General features: G+C 63.1%; 16 protein-coding genes and 1 tRNA gene. 3 read left to right on the forward strand and 14 right to left on the reverse strand.

All coding sequences use genetic code 11. The features are described 5' to 3' along the window. Positions 1–8: 8 nt before the first annotated feature. From ACVNHC_RS16240 to rplU, 14 genes are all read right to left on the reverse strand, one after another. Positions 9–1,148 (reverse strand): divergent polysaccharide deacetylase family protein, encoded by a 1,140-nt coding sequence (locus tag ACVNHC_RS16240; RefSeq protein WP_094462803.1) that lies wholly within the window; start codon positions 1,146–1,148, stop codon positions 9–11. 137 nt (positions 1,149–1,285) lie between these two features. Further along, the gene (locus ACVNHC_RS16245; protein ID WP_050473337.1) at positions 1,286–2,638 is read right to left on the reverse strand and encodes a S41 family peptidase; all 1,353 of its coding nucleotides are present in this window, start codon (positions 2,636–2,638) and stop codon (positions 1,286–1,288) included. Then, positions 2,635–3,939 carry a murein hydrolase activator EnvC family protein gene (locus ACVNHC_RS16250; protein WP_457168262.1) on the reverse strand — a complete coding sequence of 435 codons (1,305 nt, stop codon included), beginning with the start codon at positions 3,937–3,939 and terminating at the stop codon, positions 2,635–2,637. Before ACVNHC_RS16250 ends, ACVNHC_RS16245 begins: the two co-directional genes overlap by 4 nt. A 382-nt stretch (positions 3,940–4,321) precedes the next feature. Further along, positions 4,322–4,804 carry a 23S rRNA (pseudouridine(1915)-N(3))-methyltransferase RlmH gene (rlmH, locus tag ACVNHC_RS16255; protein ID WP_019963653.1) on the reverse strand — a complete coding sequence of 161 codons (483 nt, stop codon included), beginning with the start codon at positions 4,802–4,804 and terminating at the stop codon, positions 4,322–4,324. A gap of 90 nt (positions 4,805–4,894) precedes the next feature. Further along, positions 4,895–5,293, reverse strand: coding sequence for a ribosome silencing factor (gene rsfS, locus ACVNHC_RS16260; protein WP_072242513.1), 399 nt, complete (start codon positions 5,291–5,293; stop codon positions 4,895–4,897). A gap of 243 nt (positions 5,294–5,536) precedes the next feature. After that, positions 5,537–6,181 carry a nicotinate-nucleotide adenylyltransferase gene (locus tag ACVNHC_RS16265; RefSeq protein WP_094462805.1) on the reverse strand — a complete coding sequence of 215 codons (645 nt, stop codon included), beginning with the start codon at positions 6,179–6,181 and terminating at the stop codon, positions 5,537–5,539. A 12-nt stretch (positions 6,182–6,193) separates the two neighbouring features. Beyond that, positions 6,194–7,474, reverse strand: coding sequence for a glutamate-5-semialdehyde dehydrogenase (locus ACVNHC_RS16270; protein ID WP_457168047.1), 1,281 nt, complete (start codon positions 7,472–7,474; stop codon positions 6,194–6,196). Between the two features lie 10 nt (positions 7,475–7,484). Then, positions 7,485–8,636, reverse strand: coding sequence for a glutamate 5-kinase (gene proB, locus ACVNHC_RS16275; RefSeq protein ID WP_457168049.1), 1,152 nt, complete (start codon positions 8,634–8,636; stop codon positions 7,485–7,487). Continuing rightward, positions 8,624–9,670: a GTPase ObgE gene (obgE, locus tag ACVNHC_RS16280; RefSeq protein ID WP_050473333.1), complete on the reverse strand. Its 1,047-nt coding sequence runs from the start codon at positions 9,668–9,670 to the stop codon at positions 8,624–8,626. Before obgE ends, proB begins: the two co-directional genes overlap by 13 nt. A 27-nt stretch (positions 9,671–9,697) precedes the next feature. Further along, positions 9,698–10,264, reverse strand: a complete 567-nt coding sequence (locus ACVNHC_RS16285; protein WP_457168051.1) for a GNAT family N-acetyltransferase — start codon at positions 10,262–10,264, stop codon at positions 9,698–9,700. Further along, the gene (locus ACVNHC_RS16290) at positions 10,264–10,833 is read right to left on the reverse strand and encodes a GNAT family N-acetyltransferase (RefSeq protein WP_050473331.1); all 570 of its coding nucleotides are present in this window, start codon (positions 10,831–10,833) and stop codon (positions 10,264–10,266) included. Before ACVNHC_RS16290 ends, ACVNHC_RS16285 begins: the two co-directional genes overlap by 1 nt. Then, positions 10,830–11,435: a GNAT family N-acetyltransferase gene (locus ACVNHC_RS16295; protein WP_094462809.1), complete on the reverse strand. Its 606-nt coding sequence runs from the start codon at positions 11,433–11,435 to the stop codon at positions 10,830–10,832. The genes ACVNHC_RS16290 and ACVNHC_RS16295 overlap by 4 nt, the downstream gene beginning before the upstream one ends. Positions 11,436–11,558: 123 nt before the next feature. Then, a complete protein-coding gene (gene rpmA, locus ACVNHC_RS16300) occupies positions 11,559–11,828 on the reverse strand; it encodes a 50S ribosomal protein L27 (protein ID WP_019963644.1) in 270 nt (89 codons plus the stop codon). A gap of 50 nt (positions 11,829–11,878) precedes the next feature. Next, positions 11,879–12,253, reverse strand: coding sequence for a 50S ribosomal protein L21 (gene rplU, locus ACVNHC_RS16305; protein ID WP_050473329.1), 375 nt, complete (start codon positions 12,251–12,253; stop codon positions 11,879–11,881). A 957-nt stretch (positions 12,254–13,210) separates the two neighbouring features. Here rplU and ACVNHC_RS16310 point away from each other — a divergent pair. The 3 genes from ACVNHC_RS16310 (at position 13,211) to ACVNHC_RS16320 (ending at position 16,541) form a co-directional block, all read left to right on the forward strand. Next, positions 13,211–13,300, forward strand: a tRNA-Ser gene (locus tag ACVNHC_RS16310). A 407-nt stretch (positions 13,301–13,707) separates the two neighbouring features. After that, positions 13,708–15,435: a hypothetical protein gene (locus ACVNHC_RS16315; RefSeq protein ID WP_457168054.1), complete on the forward strand. Its 1,728-nt coding sequence runs from the start codon at positions 13,708–13,710 to the stop codon at positions 15,433–15,435. 101 nt (positions 15,436–15,536) lie between these two features. After that, positions 15,537–16,541 carry a hypothetical protein gene (locus ACVNHC_RS16320; RefSeq protein WP_457168056.1) on the forward strand — a complete coding sequence of 335 codons (1,005 nt, stop codon included), beginning with the start codon at positions 15,537–15,539 and terminating at the stop codon, positions 16,539–16,541. Positions 16,542–16,692: the final 151 nt, after the last annotated feature.

The following is a 16,692-nucleotide window of genomic DNA, read 5'->3' on the forward strand; positions in this document are numbered from 1 at the left end:
CTCCGGTATCAGCCTTGCGGTGCTCTGTCGATGGTGGCGCTGACGGGAACCAGCTGCAGGCCGCGCCGTTCCAGATCCGCGGCCCATTCCTGCAGCGTTTTGATGGTAACGGGCAGGGCCGTGCCCGATGCAACGGCAACGCCGCGGGCCCGCGCCAGAGCCTCCAGCTGCAGAAGCTGGCCGTTGATATCTTCTGCCCGCGGGACGGCATCCAGCACCACATCGACCCGGCTGAAGGGTGTGCGGGCCGCAGAGGCGGCCGCCGGTGCGACCGTGCGGGAGGAGGATCCGTCATCCACATACATCAGGCCCCGCTGGGTGACCTGTTCCAGCAGCAGCTGCATGGAAGGCTCGGCTGCGGTGAAACGGCCGCCTTGCGTGTTGATCACGCCGGCATAGTTGGTGGTCCGCGACAAAAGCCAGCTCAGCCGGTCCAGAAACTCGGGGCTGCGCAGGCTCACCAGCAGCGTGTGCGGGCCGGGATCATTGTCCGGATAATCGAACGGCTCCAGCGGCAGCTGCATCAAAAGCTCATGGCCTGCCGCCCGCGCCTGTTTCATCCAGCGGTCGGGTGTGGCGGCATAGGGCGCGATGGCCAGCGTGACTTCCGGCGGCAGGCTCTTCAGCGCATTCTGGCTGCCCGCTTCCGACAGGCCGATCCCGCCGATGACAACGGCAATGCGTGGTGCGGACAGAAGATCACCCGACAGCGGCCTTGCATAAAGATCCAGCGGCCGGATGCCATCACCGCCAACCTTGGGCAAATAGCCATATTCGACACGCTCTGTGACCCGCTGATCGGGCGTCACCGACAGGCCTTGGCCGATGCGGCTCGGCTGGTTGGCCTCATCGTCAAAGCGGGGCCCCAGGGTGGCGTGCTGCTTGCCTGCCCGGCCATCTTCGTCGGAACTGAGATCCTGCTGCACGCTCAAGGCTGCGATGTCACGGGCAGCCAGTCCCTCGACCGTACGTTCCAGCGGCACCACGGCGGTGGGCTCACCGCCGAGCGGATCATCGACGACGCCCATCCACAGCAGGCCGGTGGTGATGACCACCGTCATCAGTCCCATACCGATCAGGCCGAACGGCAAACGGATCAGTTTCCGCTTGCCCATGCCCAAAGGCGCTGTGAGGTCCTTCGCCGCCATGACGCTCCAAATATCCTTGCGCCGCCTTCCGGGTGACGGAACGCGGCGCCTGCCTGCTGGTTCAGATGCTGCTCAACTCCGGCAGGCCTACAAGCGACGAAGGGCCTGCCGGAGAGTGATTTTGCGGACGTCTCCGGTCAGTTCGGAACAGCCGCCTTCTGCTGGTCAGCCGAGGGCGGGAAGGCGCTGTTGGCCTGCACGCCGCGCAGAAGATCCAGCGCAAGGTTCAGCTGCTTGTCGTCCTTCGGGTCGGCCGGCACATAAGCCTGGCTGCCGGATTCTTCCTTCTGCTCGGCGTCTTCCTGATTGCCGGCCGAAAGATGCCCGCGCAGGCCTGCCTCGCCGGTGGTTTCAGCGCGGCCCTGCATGTCTTCCGGCAGGTCCTGCAGGGCAATGATATCCGGCTGGATGCCCTTGGCCTGGATCGAGGTGCCCGACGGGGTGTAGTAGCGTGCCGTGGTCAGCCGGATCGCCCCATTGGCGCCCAGAGGAATGATGGTCTGCACGGAGCCCTTGCCGAAGGACCGGCTGCCCAGAACGGTTGCGCGGCGGTGGTCCTGCAGGGCGCCAGCCACGATTTCCGAAGCCGAGGCCGAACCGCCGTTCACCAGCACGATGACCGGCTTGCCGCGGGTCAGATCACCGGCGCGGGCGTTGTAGCGCTGGGTCTCTTCGGCGTTGCGGCCGCGCGTCGAGACGATCTCGCCCCTGTCAAGGAAGGCGTCGGAGACGGCAATCGCCTGATCCAGCAGACCGCCCGGGTTGTTGCGCAGGTCGAGCACATAGCCCTTCAGCTTGTCGCCACCGATCTTGGTGGAGATTTCGTCGATGGCCTTCTGCAGCCCGTCATAGGTCTGCTCGTTGAACTGGGTGACGCGGATATAGCCGACGTCGCCTTCTTCACGCCAGCGGACGGAGCGGATGCGGATGGTGTCGCGGGTCAGGGTCACGTCAAAGGGTTCGGCACGGCCGTCCCGGCGGATGGTGACCTTGATCTGGGTCTTGACCGGGCCGCGCATCTTCTCGACCGCCTGGTTCAGGGTCAGGCCCTGCACCTGCTCGCCATCGATCTGCACGATGAAATCGCCGGCCATGAGGCCTGCCTTGGCGGCCGGGGTGTCATCGATCGGCGAGACGACCTTGACGAGGCCGTCTTCCATCGTCACCTCGATGCCAAGGCCGCCGAACTCGCCGCGGGTCTGCACCTGCATGTCGCGGAAAGCCTTCGGTGGCATGTAGCTGGAATGCGGATCCAGCGAGGTCAGCATGCCGTTGATGGCAGATTCGATCAGCTCAGCGTCGTCCGGCACCTCGACATAGTCCGAGCGGACACGCTCGAACACGTCACCAAACAGGTTCAGCTGGCGGTAGGTATCCGAAGCTGCTGCGTTGGCTGCGCCGCTCAGACGAATGGGCAGGTTTGAAAAGGTTGTGACCGCCACAGCGCCGATCAGTGCGCCGGTGAACAGCAGAGAAGCTTTCCGTATCATCCGCGAGCCTTTTCTTCCTCTGTGCTGGCCCACCAGGGGGTGGGGTCAATCGCACTGCCATCTTTTCTGAATTCAACATATAGGACCGGGCTGGTCGATCCCAAGCCATAGGTCGAAGCACTCGCCCATTGGGTGGAGCCCATCACACCGACGGGCTCTCCGGCAAGAACAAACTGCCCCAGTTCGACATCAATCCTGTCCATTCCGGCAAGCAGCACATGATAACCGTCGCCGGCGTTCAGGATCAAGAGTTGGCCGAAGGACCGGAAGGGGCCGGAATAGACCACCCAGCCGTCGCCGGGGGCGGTCACCTGCGCGCCCGGACGGGTGGAGAAGGTCTGGCCTTCCGTCTGCCCGCCATAGTCGTCGCTCTGGCCGTAGTCCTTCAGCATGCCGCCTGCAACTGGCCGTGCCAGCAGGCCTTTTGTCTCTGCAAAGGCGACCGCCGGGCTGAGCCGGCCCGGATCGGGCGGCGCCGTGCGGGAGGGCGCGCGGCCGCTCTGGCGCAGGGCCGTGGCAGCCGCTGCCGCCTCCGCAGCCTTGCGGGCGCTCTCGATTTCCGTCTCCAGCGAGGCGATCAATTCCTTGAGAGATCCAGCCCGCGCTGCAAGGTCCTCTGCCTTCTGGCGCTCTGCGGCCAGTTCCCCGGCCGATCTTTCCCGCTCCTGCCGCTTGGCGGCCATCAGCAGTTCCAGACGTGATTTTTCCTCTGCAAGCCGTGTGGCATCGGCCCGCAGCTTGTCCTTCTCGGCCACAATACCGGACTTGAGGCGGTTCAGTTCCTCAAGATCGGAGGCAAGCGCTTCTGCCTCGATGCGCAGGCCCGGCATCACCGCGTTCAGCAGGATGGCGCTGCGCACCGCTGACAGGGCGTCGCTCGGCTGCACCACCAGCGCAGGCGGCGGACGGCGCCCGATCCGCTGCAGCGAAGCGAGGATTTCGGCCAGCGTGTCCCGGCGCTGCCACAGTGAGGCGCGCACGGTATCTTCATTGGCCGTCAGCCGCTCCAGCCGGCGTTCGGTATCGGCAATGTTGCCTTCCAGTCCCTTGATCCGTCCGGCCGTGCTCAGGATCGAGTTGGTCAGGGATTCGCTATCCCGGTCGAGCGAGGCAATTTCCTGCTCGATTTCCTGCTGGCGCCCGGAGGACAATTCGATATCCCGCGACAGGGCCGCCAGTTCCGCTTCGCGTTCCAGCTTGCGCTTCAGCACCTCTGCCGCATGGCCAGACACGCCGGCCTCCACGGCCGGGACGGCCTGAGCCGCGGCGGGCTGCGGAAGAGCCGAAATGAGCGCAAGCAGACCCGCCAGCGCCAGAGGGCGCCGCGACTGCAAAGCTCTGCTGCTTCCCGCCATTCGCAAGGGCTGCACCACGATCGTCCTGTCAGATGTGCCGGAGGCACCTGTCTCGGCATACCCTCCGCCCGGAGAGTGATTCCACCGGGACAGCCAGATATGTGAGGCGAGGATGCGGCCTTGTCATTAACGAAGCGTTTACCGTCCCGTTCGCTCCACAGCAGAGAAACTAGAGCGCAAATGCGGCGGGATCCGGGCCGGAAAAGCCGGTGCAGATGATCATTTTGTCATCTTGTGTGAAGCTGACCGCAGATCTTGCCCATGCCAGGGCGCTGGGATGCCAGCGCATCACGCCTTGGCCTTGCTCAGACACCGCACGGGCTTGCCATCAAACTCTGTGATAGGGGTGGCCGGACTGGATCGTCAGCGCCCGGTAGACCTGTTCTGCCACCAGAATGCGCACGATCTGATGCGGCCAGGTCATGGCGCCGAAGGCAAGCTTCAGGTCGGCGCGGGCCAGAAGATCGGGGCCGTGCCCGTCTGCGCCGCCGATGGCCAGCACGATTTCCGGACAGCCTTCGTCCATCCAGCCGCGCAGAACCTCTGCAAAGGCGGGGCTCGCCATGGTCTTGCCGGTTTCATCGAGGGCAATCAGCCTTGCGCGCGGATGCAGGCCCGAGAGCAGAACCTGCGCCTCTTCCGCCTTGCGGTCCTCGGAGCGCTGGGCACGGCTTTCCACCGTCTCGGTGACATCGACCGCAGTCACGCCAAGAGCCCGGCCGGTCTTGCGGGCACGGTCGAGATAACGGTCCAGCAGCTCGCGCTCCGGACCGGATTTCATGCGGCCGACAGCCGCTATGACATAGCGCATGAATTACGTTCCCCCGGCGTTTGCTGCCGGGAGCTCCAAGGGCCGTCAGGCCAGATGCCTTTTGCGCATCTGGCCGGGCCAGCTTTGGCCTTACTGCACGTCGTTCGCGTCGGCGGACCACATCTTCTCAAGATTGTAGAAGCCGCGGACTTCCGGACGGAAGACGTGGACAATCACGTCACCGGCGTCGATCAGCACCCAGTCACAATGGGTCTGGCCTTCGATACGGGCATTGCCGAAGCCCAATTCCTTGATGTCGCGCAGCAGGTGGTCGGCGATGGCGCCCACATGCCGGTGCGAACGCCCGGAGGCGATCACCATGAAATCGGCCAGCGAGCTTTTGCCCGCGATGTCGAGGGAGACGATCTCTTCCGCTTTCGAAGCGTCGAGACTGGAGAGGATCGCGTCGATCAGAGTGCCTTTGGGAGCTACGTCCAAAGACGGCTGAGTGGGAGAGGACACGTGTGCCTCTCCGGAGTGCAAGGTCATGCTCAGGTGTTTCGCCTTTCGCCACAGGTTGGATAGGGATGCCCGGGCATCCCCGTTTCGCACCACAAGGACGGCAGAGTTTCAGACCCTGGATCTGCCATCTGCCCCAAGAATAGTGCTTCATATCTGTCATTTTCAAGACACAAGCCGTGTCAGTGTTAATTCTTTGCCGTCTCAGGCTTGGGCTGCCGGACGCAGAGGCATCAGGCCCCGCTCGTGTCCGGTTGCTGCAAGTGCCTGTATTCAGAGCCCTTCCTTCTGTCTGGCGCGCAGGACTGTCGAAGAGACCGGGTCCAGCGGCGCATGCAGGAAAACCCAATGCGGCGGCTTCATGGACAGCGCCAGCGGCGCATCCACTTCGGCCAGCCGGTAGCGGGCAAAGGCTCTTGCTGCGGGAGCAAAGAGAGGTGACAGGGACGCGCCGGGCCGGTTGACCACGGCGACGGTGACCTGATTGAGAATTCCCCGCCAGTCCTGCCAGCGGTGGAAGCTGGCGAGATTGTCCGCCCCCATGATCCAGGCGAAGGCAAGATCCGGCCGCAGGCCCTTCAGCCGTGCCAGCGTCTCAGCCGTATAGGCCGTGCGCAGCCGCGCTTCAATGGCCGTCACCTTCATGCGCGGATGGCGCGCAAGGGCGGCGGCCTGTTCCAGCCGCTGGCTTAGCGGCGCCAGGTCGCCGTGGTCCTTCAGCGGGTTTCCGGGCGTCACCAGCCACCACACCTGATCCAGCTTCAGCCGGTTCAGCGCCGTTTCCGCCACGAGGCGGTGCCCCGAATGGGCCGGATTGAACGAGCCGCCGAAGAGGCCGATCCGGTTGCCCGGCTCCGCATGCGGCAGTCTGGTCCAGCGGGGATCGGCCTCGAACCGGCCGGTGGCGGATGATGTCACGTCATGGGTCCGTTACGGGCGAAGCTGGCCGTTGCCGTGCACGCGGTACTTGAAGGAGGTCAGCTGCTCGACCCCCACAGGCCCGCGCGCATGCATGCGGCCCGTGGCAATGCCGATTTCCGCGCCCATGCCGAATTCGCCGCCATCGGCAAACTGGGTGGAGGCATTGTGCAGCACGATGGCCGAATCCACCTCGGCAAAGAAACGGCGCGCCGCCTCTTCGTCCTCGGTCAGGATGCAGTCGGTGTGATGCGAGCCGTAGGTCTCGATATGCTCGATCGCCTCATTCAGCCCGCCGACGATGCGCACGGAGAGGATCTTGTCGAGATACTCGGTCGTCCAGTCCTCATCCGTTGCGGCAAGCGTGCCGGGGCACAGGTGCTGCACTTCAGCGTCGCCGCGCACCTCGCAGCCCTTGTCCTGCAGCGCTTTGATGATGCCGGGCAGCAGGTCCCGGGCAACGGCGCGGTCCACCAGCAGCGTTTCCAGCGCGCCGCAGATGCCGGTGCGGCGCAGCTTGGAATTGACGATCACATCCGTTGCCTTGGCCGGATCGGCCGCCTTGTCGAGGAAGATGTGCACGATGCCTTCCAGATGCGCGAAGACGGGCACGCGCGCGTCGTTCTGCACCCGTGCGACAAGGCTTTTGCCGCCGCGCGGCACGATCACGTCCAGATTGCCGCCAAGGCCCTTCAGCATTTCGCCGACGGCATCGCGGTCTGCCACCGGCACCAGCTGGATGGCATCGCCCGGCAGGCCGGCAGCCTCCAGCCCCTTTTGCAGGGCAGCGTGAATGGCAAGGTTTGATTGCAGCGTGTCGGACCCGCCGCGCAGGATCACCGCATTGCCGGCCTTCAGGCACAGCGCGCCGGCATCGGCCGTCACGTTGGGGCGGCTTTCGTAAATGACGCCGATGACGCCGAGCGGCGTGCGCACGCGCTCGATCTTCAGCCCGTTGGGCCTCTCCCATTCGGACATGACATGGCCGACCGGATCGGGCAGGGCGCCAATGGCCTCGAGCGCCTGGGCGATATCCTCGATCCGCTCCGCCGTCAGGGTGCCGCGGTCGAGGAATGAGGCAATCTGGCCGTTGGCCGTCATGGTTTCCACGTCCTGCGCATTGGCGGCAAGGATCGCAGGCGTTGCCTCGCGCACGGCAGAGGCCATGGCGCGCAGGGCGCGGTTCTTCTGCTCCTCTGGGGCAAGGCTGAGCTTGCGGGCTGCGGCGCGGGCACGCTTGCCCAGATCCGCCATCAGTGCCGTAATGCTGCTTGCTTCAACCTTGTCCTGCATCGGATTTTCCTCAGGCTTCTTTCTCGAACTGGGCGTCGTCCAGCGCCAGATCATCGCGGTGGATCATCTCGGCGCGGCCCGGATAGCCGACGATGGCTTCGATCTCGCGGCTGTTGCGGCCCGCGATCATGCGTGCCTCTGCCGCATCATAGGCAATGAGGCCGCGCCCCAGCACCCGGCCTTCCGGGGAGAGGATCTTGACCGTATCCCCGCGCGAGAAGCCACCCGAAATATGAGTGATACCCGCAGGAAGCAGGCTCTTGCCGGATTTGAGCGCGGAAACCGCGCCTGCATCCAGATGCACCTCGCCGCGCGGCTCCAGATGGCCGTTGATCCAGGCCTTGCGGGCCGTTGCGGGGGTGGAGGCGGCAAGGAACCAGGTGCAGCGCACGCCTTCGTCAATGGCGCGCAGCGGGTTCATGCGCTTGCCCGAGGCAATCGCCATCACCGTTCCGGCGGAGGTGGCAATCTTGGCCGCGTCGATTTTGGTCTTCATGCCGCCGCGCGACAGCTCCGACCCGGCGCTGCCTGCCATCGCCTCGATCTCCGGCGTGATGCGCGGCACTTCGGGCAGGAACACCGCATCCGGATTGGTGGCCGGGGGGGCAGTGTAGAGCCCGTCGATATCCGACAGCAGCACGAGACAGTCGGCAGTCGTCATGGTGGCGACGCGGGCGGCGAGCCGGTCGTTGTCGCCGTAGCGGATTTCGGACGTTGCGACCGTGTCGTTCTCGTTGATGATCGGCACAGCGCGCATGCGCAGCAGGGTGCCGATCGTGGCGCGGGCGTTGAGATAGCGGCGGCGTTCTTCCGTGTCGCCCAGCGTCAGCAGAACCTGCCCCGCCTTCAGCCCCTTGCGGCCAAGGCATTCGGAATAGGCCTGCGCCAGCGCGATCTGGCCCACGGCGGCGGCGGCCTGGCTTTCTTCCAGCTTCAGCGGCCCGCGCGGCAGGCCAAGCACGCCGCGCCCCAGGGCGATGGAGCCGGAGGAGACCACCAGCAGCTCGCAGCCCTTTTCCGCCAGCGCGGCTAGGTCATCGACGATGGCCTCCAGCCACTCGCGCCGCAGCTTGCCGTTTTCGACAAGCAGAGCCGAGCCAATCTTCACAACAATGCGCTTGAACTCGCCAAGCTGCCGGGCTGCCTGCTTCACGGACGCCATCCCTCTTCAGGACGGGAGGGCACCTCGTTTGCGGCGTCCTCCTTGTCCTTGTCGATTGCCCTGATGATCATGCGCAGCGCCGTGTCCACATTCTCGCGGCTGGCCGACGAGAGGATCAGCGGCTTGCGGCCGCAGGCGGCTTCCAGCGAGGCGGCCCGTTCGGCCCGCAGCTCCGGCGACAGCGCGTCGGCCTTGGACATGGCGACGATTTCCGGCTTGTCTTCCAGCCCGTTGCCATAGGCCTCCAGCTCGCCGCGCACCACGCGGTAGGCTTCGCCCGGATCTTCCACGCCAGAGCCATCGACCAGATGCAGCAGCACGCGGGTGCGCTCGATGTGGCCAAGGAAGCGGTCACCCAGGCCCGTGCCTTCATGCGCGCCCTCGATGAGACCGGGAATATCGGCCAGCACGAAGCCGCGCCCGTCCAGCTCGACCACGCCAAGGTTCGGATGCAGGGTGGTGAAGGGGTAATCGGCAATCTTGGGCTTGGCCGCCGACACGGAGGCCAGGAACGTGGACTTGCCCGCGTTGGGCAGGCCGACGAGACCGGCATCGGCGATGAGTTTCAGCCGCAGCCAGATCCACTTCTCGATGCCCTCAAGGCCCGGATTGGCATGGCGCGGCGCCTGATTGGTGGAGGACTTGAACTGGGCATTGCCGAAGCCGCCATTGCCGCCGCGCAGCAGCAGCAGGCGCTGGCCGGGCTCGGTCAGGTCGGCGATGACGGTTTCGTTGTCCTCTTCGAGGATCTCCGTGCCCACCGGCACGCGCAGCACCACATCGTTGCCCTTGGCGCCCGTGCGGTTGCGGCCCATGCCGTGGATGCCGGTTCCGGCCTTGAAATGCTGCTGGTAGCGGTAGTCGATGAGCGTGTTCAGCCCTTCGACGCATTCGACCCAGACGTCGCCGCCGCGCCCGCCGTCGCCGCCGTCGGGGCCGCCGAATTCGATGAACTTCTCCCGCCGGAAGGAGACCGCACCGGCACCGCCATTGCCGGAACGTACATAAATCTTGGCCTGGTCGAGGAACTTCATCTCATGTCCATTTCTGCTGCCCGCGCGTCAGGCATCACTAGATTCCAGAAAACGCGCGCGCTCAAGGCGTGTGCGGATTGAAGCCGCCGCCGTGCCGGTGGCAAGGCTGGCGCAGGTGCCGGTGCCCGTCTCGCGGAACCCCAGCCTGCGCAGCGCAGCCAGCGACGCGGCATTGCCCGTCATGACCTCTGCCTCCAGAGCCTCATGATCTGTGACGGCAAAGAACCAGCCAAGCGCAGCCTTCAGGGCTTCGCTCATCAGGCCCTGACCCCAGAAGGGGCGGCCAAGCCAATACCCGATCAGGGGGCTTGCGTGCAACTCGCGAAACGTGATCGAGCCAATGAAGGCATCATTCCGGTCAATGACCAGATTGACGATGGTCAGATCCGTCCCGTCCATCGCCGCCTGCAGCCAGGCTTGCGCATGCTCTGCCGTATAGGGATGGGGCACCCGCGCCAGCGTGCGGGAGACCTCGATGTCTCCCGCCAGAGCAATAATTTGCGCCGCATCGGCGGCCCGTGCCGGGCGCAAGGTCAGCCGGGGTGTGGCGAGCGGCAGGCCCTGCCATTTGCCGCCGCTCTCCGCCGCGCCCATCAGGCGGCTGCCTTGCGCTGGCGGAAGGCCTTGCCATCCAGCCGCACGACGATGTTGCGCACCTTGCGGTCCAGTGCCCTTGCATAGCGCTCGGTGATGGCTTCCGGCTGGAAGCCAAGCTTGCGCAAGAGTGCCCGCGAGGCGGCATTTTCCTCGAACACCCGCGCGGCAACGGCCGTGCAGCCATGAGCGGCAAAGGCCCAGTCGAGCGCCGCTTCCGCTGCTTCCCCGGCATAGCCGAAGCCCTGGAAGGGGCGGCCCAGCCAGTAGCCGATGGTCGGGCAGCCGGCCGCTTCCGCCAGTTCGCCCGGCGCGTCGATCGCCATGACGCCGATGAAGACGCCGCCCAGCGTGATGGCGAAGACGGCCGCCTCCTCCACCGGATCACAGGTCATCGCCCGGGCGGTGAAAGCCTCGGCCGAGCCCTCTTCATAGGGCCAGGCCATGCTCGTCAGCCAGCGGACAACCTCGAATTCCTGCCCGCACAGGCGGGCGATGGCCTCCGAATCCTCTCCGCGCAAGGGGCGCAGGATGAGGCGGCGGGTGCGCAGTTCCGGCAAGCGGCTCATGACCGGCCTCCCCATTGCTTCAGCGAGCGCCAGACGGAGCGCTCCAGCACGAAGCGCTCGATGGGCACATTGCCGCCAGCCCCCAGTGACCGGGCCATGCCCTGGTCGCGGTACTGGAAGCCGCTCTTGATCAGCACCCGGCGCGAGGCCGGATTGGTGACGCGGCAGCTGCCCTGCAGCTCATACATGTCGCCGTTGCTGAAGGCGTGATCGACCAGCCGGTGCAGCGCTTCGGTGGCAAAGCCGCAGCCCCAGAAGGGCTCGCCCAGCCAGTAGCCGACCTGGATCGGCCCGCCCGGTTCGGCGGCGGCATACTTGGCCTGTCCGATGAAGCGGCCGGTGGCCTTCAGGCGGATGGCAAAACTTGCGTAATGGGGAGTTGCCGTCTGGCTCTTCTGCACGATGGCCCGCGCATCCTCCAGAGCGAAGGGATGGGGCATGGTGGCCAGATGCGAGGCAATCTTGCGGTTGTTGGCGAGAAATACAATGTCTGCCAGATCGTCCTTGCGCGGCGTATCGAGCCGGACACGAACCCCTTCCAGCGGCATCCGGGCCGCAACCAGACTGCTTTCGTCTAAGTATCCTTCACTCTCGACAACCATAACTTCCTCCGGTCAAAGAAAAACGAAAAGGGGAGATGGCGTCCCATCTCCCCTTGAACTTTGACCGGTTCACCAGAACCGCCGGGTCGATCAGGACGCCGGCGAACATGGTTTCACTCGGCTTTACTCCGCTGCTACCGCTGCCGGCAGCACGTTAATGAAGGTTCGGCCGTTGGATTTGGCCTGGAATTCCACTTTGCCCTCTACGGTCGCAAAAATGGTGTGATCCTTGCCCATGCCGACGCCGTTGCCCGGATGCCAGGTGGTGCCGCGCTGACGTGCGATGATGTTGCCCGGAATCACGGCTTCGCCGCCGAACTTCTTGACGCCGAGGCGGCGGCCGGCGGAGTCGCGGCCGTTGCGGGATGAACCGCCTGCTTTTTTGTGTGCCATGACGAAACTCCTCGTCTTTCGCTGTTCAAGTTGCGCTGAGGTGGCGGCGATTACTCGCCAGCAGCTTCCTCAGCCTTTGCCTTCTTGGTGGTCTTCTTCGCCGGCTTTGCGTCGCCGGTGGAGATGGCCGTCACCTTGACCAGCGTATACGACTGACGGTGACCGTTGCGGCGCCGGGAATTCTGACGGCGGCGCTTCTTGAAAATGATGATCTTGCGGGTGCGGGCCTGGTCGACCACTTCCGCAGTCACGGTGGCGCCAGCCACGAGCGGCGCGCCAACGGTGGTTTCTTCGCCATTGCCGACCATCAGGACCTCTTCAAAGGTCACGGTGGCGCCGGCTTCGGCGTCGAGCTTTTCGACCTTCAGAAGGTCGTCCTGTGCGACGGTGTACTGCTTACCGCCAGTCTTGATCACTGCGAACATGTCTTGCACGTCCTTTTTTTCGTTCTGTTGCCGTATCCCCGGATCCCCTCCCGCCGGTCAAAACCACGCCGCAGGCCGCCTGGCCCATGCCGGAGTTTCTTCTCTTCGGGAACAGCCAGCCCTGCGGAAAAACCGGCAGCAATGCTGGATGGTTGGAGGTCTGGAGACAGCACAATGCACGGAGCCTATTGGCCCCATTTCACTGAGCAGAGGCTGTATAACGCCGCGATCAAAGGAAAGTCAATCCACAACCCGCCGCAAACCGCCATTTTTCCTGCCCCGGCAAAGGTGGGCAGGCATGGTGCGGCAGCTTTTGTCGCGGCCGTCAGACGCAGCGCTGCCAGCATGCACAGTGTCGCCCCGGCCAAGCGCAGCGCGAGCCTGGGTCTACTCGCTTGCAGAGGGGCGCCATCGTCCTGAGCCTTGGCAACGGGTTTCCGCCGGAAGCTCCACCGGCCGCTCTGCGAACGAGTGGTTCCCTGATCTCCGCTGCGCTTCGTCCGGGACGGCGCCTCGTGTGCCGGTCCCGTGCAGTCTGCACATGGGCGCCGGTGGCCTCGGCAGGCGGCGCTGCGTGTATGTTGAGGCGGCGTTGCTGCCGGGCATGACGGCTTGCCATGGGGGGAGCTGTCATCCCCACGAAGGTGGGGATCCAGCATCCCCGGAAGCCACGCGGTCAAGTCCGGCACTCATGACGATGGCTGCCGGGCGTGTGGCGGCTTTGACCGGGGAACGGCCTGCTGCATCACCGGCATACGGGTGGCTGAACGGAAAAAGGACACACAAGTGAAGCCTGCTGCTCCTGAAAACACTCTCAACCCCTTGCCGGTCAAGGCTTTCTGCCGGTCCCGGCTGTGCATGGCAAAAAAACCGGCAAAAGCCGAAATTGCCTCTTGCGGGGGTCGGAACCCTTGTCTATGTTCCGCGCCACTTGAGACCACGTTTGACGTGTGCCGCGGAGAGGTGCCGGAGTGGTTGAACGGGACGGTCTCGAAAACCGTTGTGCGGGCAACCGTACCGTGGGTTCGAATCCCACCCTCTCCGCCATAACTTTTCCCACTCTCCGCCATTTCGGCGAACCGCAGAATTCCGCGAATCTTCAGAGAACGGCCAACTTCGATAAGAGGCTGGTATCGTTCATGGTATCGCGCAAGGTATCGTCCGTCGTCTCCCTTGAAACCGTCCGTCAGGCGCGACGCAATCAATCGTCTCTTCCCCCTTCTGGTACCAAAAACCCCCGACAGTACCGTCTCCCGCCTCCAGGGAGAAATCTCGTCCGCTCGGGAAATGTTTATCTTTTTCAAGTCAGATGGCCGAAACATTTGGATCCGGAACGCCGTGTGGCGCCGATCAGGATCAGTCTAGGCGCATGCCCTCATAGGGAGGCTCGACGTCAGGCTGACCTGCTGATTGGTTATGCACGACGCCTCTTCGGACTGGCGAGACGGCACGGCGTGGCAGACGAGAAAGAAAACAAGAACGACACCTCCCCGGAAGAGGTAGCGGCTTCGAAGCCATGGTACGAGGACGCAGAGCTGCGCGGCGAGTTCATCGGCGAGCTTCGAGCCTTCCAACACATCATTTCCAGCCCTCCGCCGCAGGACAGCGCTGTCGACCAGAAGATCCACGCAGCCATGCGCGGGTTTGTAGGTCTGGCGAAGGAGTTGTCCGACCCGGAGAATGCCAACCCCTTGGTGATCGATAACTTCGATGGCCTCCGCGAAAAATACGCGAAGGATCTCGAGGGCGCTCTGCACGAAAAGAGCGGGGCACAACGAACTCCTCATCCCGATGAACAAACCACTCGGCAAGCCCGTATGCTTGCGGACGGGTTGGGACTGGCTTCCGGATCGATAGCTCCAGCAAAAGAGAAGGGAGCCTCGTCCGTAACAGCCTCAGTCCAATCCGACAGAAGGCACCCGACACCCGACGCCGATTTGACGGCACCTAAATGCGAGCCGCCTATCGCCTCAGTGGCCCGTGTCGACCCGGATCAGGCTCCCGTCCGGATCGATGATTCCCATGTCCCTGTTCATCAACTGGACCGAAGAACTGTTGAACGACAGCCATCCGACAAACCCCTGTTCTCATTTGTCGCCGAAACCTACTTATCGAGCTGGCTCAAACGAAACCCGGAAGCCGCGAAGGATGTGGCGTCTGCTAGGTCGCGGAAGGAGGTGTTCATCGAACTGATCGGAGATCATCCGGTAGACACCTATACAGGGGCCGACCTTCAGGCGTTCATCGAGTTCCTGAAATTCTACCCGTCGAACCCGAACTCTCGTCCATCGGGAAAATCCGCCCGGGAAATAATTTCCGCCAACCAGACGTTGGAACTCACCCCGCTTTCGAAGACCTCCATCCAGATGGTCTACGTGTCAAACGTCAAATCCATGATCCGTCACGGAATAGTCGACTATGAGTATATGGACCCCTTTGATGGTGTCCGCCTCCGATATCCAAACTCCGTTCCTGGTCAGGTCGATACGGAACCTTTGAGCGCCGATCAAATCAGCCGGATCTTCCGGGAGGGCGTCGCATCGGGCCTGATGGACAACACGATGCTGCCCCTGCTAGGGCACCTGACCGGACGGCGCCTTGGCTTGCTCACCTACCTGAAGGGCGCAGACATTTGGGAGAAATTTCCCGGGATCTGGGTCGCTCAGACGTCCGGGATCTATTTCGACGAAGAGATGCAGCGCTGGAGGCGGGTCCCCTACAAGACCGGGGCTAGCACACGGTATTTCGTGCTCCACCCATTCCTAAAGGAGATCGGCTACATCGACTGGGCGTCGAAACAAGAAGTCTGGCTCTTCCCCGGCTTGATGAAGCTGGCCGATCCCGCAAAATCGGCGTCGCAATATATGGGACGCCTTTTCAAGAAGGCTGGTGTCAAAACCCGCGAGCATTCTGGTCGGGAGATCTTCCACTCCTTGAGGGGTGGTTTGATCGAGGATCTACGTGCTCACGGAATCGATGCTCGAGATCGACGTCTTCAGGTCGGCCACAAGCTGGCCGACACCCACGACGATTACGGTTTCAAGTCATTGACCGAGAAGGCAGCTCGCCATCTTGCGCAAGCTCCGCTTAACGAGGAAATCGACTACTCCATGTTTCAGGGCTTGAATTTCAAAGAGATCGCGAAAAACAAGCGATCCCGGGGCAGGAAAAAGTCAAAATAAAACTCAGAGTGGTCGGTTCCAAATGCGTGAGCACGTCTCTACAATTTCCCCGCGATAGGCATCCGAATTGAGGGGATCGCCTCGGCGCAAGGGGGAGTGACATGGTATTCGGATGGTTGAAGGGCGCCGCCGAACGAAAGTTCGCGGACATGCAACGAGCAGAACTTCAGCATTTCATCGACATGCTTGCAGGCGTGGATGATGATCAGCTTGGCCTCATCGTCGCGGTTGCCACGAATTTTCGGCACTCCGTTGGTGGAACTGTTGACCTACTGGATCCGATCAACACCGTTGATGTCAATATCCCGTTGCAGTTCGTCCGCCACTACCAGAATCTCCAGAAAAAAGGACTTCAGGTTTTGGCCCCCGGCGTCGCAGTCTGGTTACATACCACCCGCGCGGTGCATTCACCATCAAATCGAGAACTCGTTCGACAAATGTGGGGCATCCTGAAAAGAGGTTTCCCACATGTCGAGGAAGCCGCTATCGGCTTCAGTTCCATGACGGGTGAATCTCTCGACTACTCAGGTTATGACCAAATCCCGACCGGATTCGAACCCAGAGGTTCTCGCGAGTTAGAAACTCGCGATGGGAAAGGGTGCGCACCGAGTGCTCAATCGCTGCATATTCCTAGTGTAGCTTCTTCGCAGGAAGGAGCCGTTCCAAAAGCGCCGGATGAGCCTGTCGATGACGGTGCCTTGAACCGTGTTCGGGAATTGGTGAAGCGGCTTGGGAACGACCTCACCCACTACGGATCGGGCGTCGCATTGTTGTCGCTGGAGAGTGGCTACAGCGTCGCCGAGACCGCATCCCATATTTCGGTCGTCTCGTTCGCAAGGAATGTGAAGCGAGCGGCAGACGAAGCGGACTTGGATGCCACGATGATGATGCTGAAAATCGGCATGGCAACCCTTGAGATGCTCAAGGAGCTGAAGGATGATGGTTTGATCCGCTCCGAAATCTGGGCCAACGACGCCCAGGCTATCGGGAAGATGATGAGCCCAAGTAAAGAGGCTCTCGAATGGGCTGAAAAAGTGCTCGAAGATCCTGTGATCGCGAGCGACCCAGTGGCGGTAAGTCGGATCGTTTTTAAAGACAAGGGATAACAGCCAACTCGTTGAACGTGGCCAATTCGGATGCCCTCGAATTTACGCCACTATGCGTAAAACAACTGGTGTGTCCGCGGACCCCGATCTTAAAACCGTGCGACTTAAAACCGGACACAAGACAACAACCATAAACTTGTGACATCCAAAG

The sequence above is a fragment of the Pannonibacter sp. Q-1 genome, assembly GCF_054073275.1.